Origin of the sequence: Mesorhizobium sp. M7A.F.Ca.US.006.04.2.1 (assembly GCF_004022915.1) — a bacterium.
GTDB lineage: Bacteria > Pseudomonadota > Alphaproteobacteria > Rhizobiales > Rhizobiaceae > Mesorhizobium > Mesorhizobium ciceri.
This window is the reverse complement of sequence record NZ_RZQA01000750.1, coordinates 1-3216: the sequence shown is the minus strand read 5'-3', so window position 1 is coordinate 3216 and position 3216 is coordinate 1. Positions and strand designations below refer to the sequence as shown.

Annotated in this window: 3 protein-coding genes; 1 reads left to right on the top strand and 2 read right to left on the bottom strand. The window is 59.3% G+C overall.

Going from position 1 to position 3216, the window contains the following annotated elements; all coding sequences use genetic code 11:
* Positions 1 to 588: phosphatidylserine decarboxylase (locus EN925_RS29345; protein ID WP_128337118.1), on the bottom strand; the 588-nt coding region annotated here is incomplete at its 3' end.
* A 198-nt stretch (positions 589 to 786) separates the two neighbouring features.
* Positions 787 to 2079, bottom strand: a complete 1293-nt coding sequence (locus tag EN925_RS29340; protein WP_013532544.1) for a DUF4375 domain-containing protein — start codon at positions 2077 to 2079, stop codon at positions 787 to 789.
* 325 nt (positions 2080 to 2404) lie between these two features.
* Here EN925_RS29340 and EN925_RS29335 point away from each other — a divergent pair.
* Positions 2405 to 3216, top strand: an 812-nt coding sequence (locus EN925_RS29335) for an SMP-30/gluconolactonase/LRE family protein (RefSeq protein WP_164894462.1), incomplete at its 3' end; no start/stop codon positions are given.

Sequence of the window (3216 nt, the reverse complement as noted above, 5' to 3'; positions counted from 1 at the left end):
CAGGAAGACATCGACGCGCGAGCCGAAGCGGATCAAGCCGAAACGCTCGCCGGTGCCGATCGAGCCGCCCGCCTCGGCCCAACAGACGATCCGCCGCGCCACCAGGCCGGCGATCTGGACGGCGGCGATCGTGCCGTTGGGGCTTTCGATGACCAGGCCGTTGCGCTCGTTCTCGGTGCTGGCCTTGTCGAGTTCGGCGTTGAGGAATTTTCCGGGCCGGTGTTCGATCCTGACGATACGACCGCGTACCGGGGCGCGGTTCACGTGACAGGAAAAGACATTCATGAACACCGAGATGCGGGTCATCTCGACATTGCCGAGGCCGAGTTCGCGCGGCGGCACGGCCGGCCCGACCGCCGAGATGATGCCGTCGGCGGGGCTGACCACCAAGCGGTCGTCGACCGGCGTGACGCGCTCGGGATCGCGGAAGAAATAAACGCACCAGGCCGTCAGGATCAGACCGATCCAGAACAGGACCGAGGAGAAATAGCCGAGGAAAAGCGTCGCCGCGCCAAAGGCCGCGATGAAGGGATAGCCTTCGCGATGGATCGGTACGAACGCGTTCTTGACCGTATCGACAAGGCTCATCAGCTAAAAACAGGCTCCGTTTCAAGTCCGGCCTCAATAGCCGAAAGCCCCCCTCGCCGCAACGCAACAATCGGCGGCGCGGGCGAACGGGCAAGGGCCTGTCGCCTCAGGATAGCCGAACGCTCCGCGTTCGTGAGGTCGCGACCGGCTCGCATGCCTGTGCCACTGGCGTCAGAATTACGAGACAATCAGCCCAGATCAGTTGGCACCATCGGCTTCGGCGCGCACAAAATGTTCTTCGATCTCAAGCCTATGGGCATCCGCCAGCGGATCTTCGGCGCCCGACCTCAAGAGCGCGCTCCCGTTGGGAGAGGACACCAAAAACAGCAGTCTACCGTCAGCAGCAACTGTCCAACTGACGACCGATCCTCCCTCGCTCGGAATCAGCATCGATGGCAAAGCAACTGCTCCTGCCGTATCAATTCCAGCCCTGCGCAAAAGAAGGTCGAGGGCTGCTGGTGCCCCGTATTCATCAGCCAGTTCGATGACTGTCGCTATTGAATCAGCGCCGACATGCGACAGCTTCAGACCGACACGTGGAGCACCTTCGCCAAGTAACTCATCAACGCTATCGACCGGTCCGAGGTCGAGTTGCAGTTCTGTACCATCAGCAGCCAGGTACTGGTATGCAGCCGCATGCGTTGGCGTGACTACGCACAAACGCACCCTGCCGGCGTTGGTTACGACCGGAAATGTCATCTGCTTCTCGCCATCTATGTCCAACATCCGTCCTTTGCCGAGCCCGAGCTTAACCTCGGGCTGCGGCAAAGCTGCACAGGCGAGCCCGATGCCCACTTCAAGTCGGCTCGTCATCACTGCTTTCAGATGGAACACCGAACGATGGCGCAATCGAGGTTCGCGCCTGGAGTTGGCCATCACAATGTCAAGAGTGGCCTCCTGGCATTCGGCATCGTCGACAATCTCCAGTTCAGGCCAGGAGGCTATCCAACCCACTGCGCGGGCAAGCATCGGGACGCTGTCTTCCTCCTTGTAAAAAAGATCGTCGAGTCCATCAAGGAAATCAGCGCGGCCACCTTCGAATCCAGTCTGTTCCTCCGCTTCCTTGGGATGTTCCCGGACCCAAGCAACCATCTGTTTCAAAATAGCTAAATGGTTTTCTGCTCGCATTCCAGCCAAAGCCAAATGCACATCCGAGGTGACTTTATCGAGGTGATCACGGTAATTGTGAATAAATTGGCTATGGCCGCCATTAGCCACTTCCATCCCGTATAGGTAAGCGTGAAAAAACTGCCTCGCTGACGGCGGTATTTCGTGATCTTTGTAGAGGCCCTGATCAAACATTGCGGTCACGAAATCCATGACTGCAGTCACGAGGTCAGCAACGTAGTTTTCCTTAGCGGCGCGCTCGACTGCTGAAAACGGGACAACAATTGAAGTCACGCGCGGACTGGCCGTCGGTTGCTCCGGCTGGTGCGCCGAAATCGTTGTCGACTGCTGCAGCCTTTTCTTTCGCGAAAAAATTCCGAACATTCCAAAGCCTTCTTACCCGGAGGAAAGCAATACCGGTAGATCAGAGTCTGTCAGCAGAATATCACTTGGAAAAGTGGATAAAAAGGCGCTTGAAATTCATTTTCACTGCGTCTTACCAATATTTTGAAGAACACTTCAACCGATAGTTTGAAGAACACTCCAAAAACTGACCTCGAGGCTTCGTCGCGAACTCAGCAAAGAGCAGCCAAACCAAAATTATCGGTTCTGTGCCTGTCGGCAGACCGCTGCCTCGCCCGTCCTTGGTGAGACAGCGCCATCATGGACCATTTGGCGATGCTGACGCACTCAACAAGGAGTCCCCTACATGCAGAAACCACCTGCCCCCCAAGCGCATCTCGTCACTGCCGGTCTCGCTTTCGGCGAGTCGCCGCGCTGGCATGACGGACGGCTGTGGCTTTGCAACTGGGGCACCGGCGAGATTATCGCCGTCGATGCCGACGGCAACCGCGAGGTCATGCTCACCGTACCGGCTGTCCTGCCCTACTCCATTGACTGGCTGCCGGATGGCCGCCTGCTCGTCATCTCCGGCCGCGAAGGGCTGCTGCTACGACAGGAGGCCGACGGGAGCCTCGTCACTCGCGCCGATTTGCGTGACCTGTCGAAAAGCCCTTGGAACGAGATCGTCGTCGACGGGCGCGGCAACACCTATGTCAATGGCGGCGGACCGGCGCCGGCTTCTGGCGAGCATTTCAGCCCCGGCACCATCGTGTTGATCACGCCGGACGGCGCGGTCCGGCAGGTGGCGGAAAATATCGCCTTTGCCAACGGCATGGCAGTGAGCCCGGACAACAAGACGCTGATTGTCGCGGAATCCCATGCCAATCGGCTGACCGCCTTCGACATTGCCGCCGACGGCAGCCTTGCCAACCGAAGGGTCTGGGCCGACCTCGACGGCTATCCCGACGGCATCTGCCTCGATGCCGAAGGGGCGGCCTGGTATGCGGATGTTCCCAACAAGCGTTGCGTGCGGGTGCGTGAAGGCGGCGAGGTGCTGCAGACAGTGACCGTCGATCGCGGCTGCTTTGCCTGCATGCTGGGCGGCACCGACAGGAAAACGCTGTTCATTCTCGCCGCCGAATGGCGCGGCTTCGAGCATATGGTCAGCGACGCCCGCAC

Coding starts and splice junctions, on each gene's coding strand:
- EN925_RS29340 (WP_013532544.1), bottom strand. CDS start 2,079: ATGTTCGGAATTTTTTCGCGAAAGAAAAGGCTGCAGCAGTCGACAACG.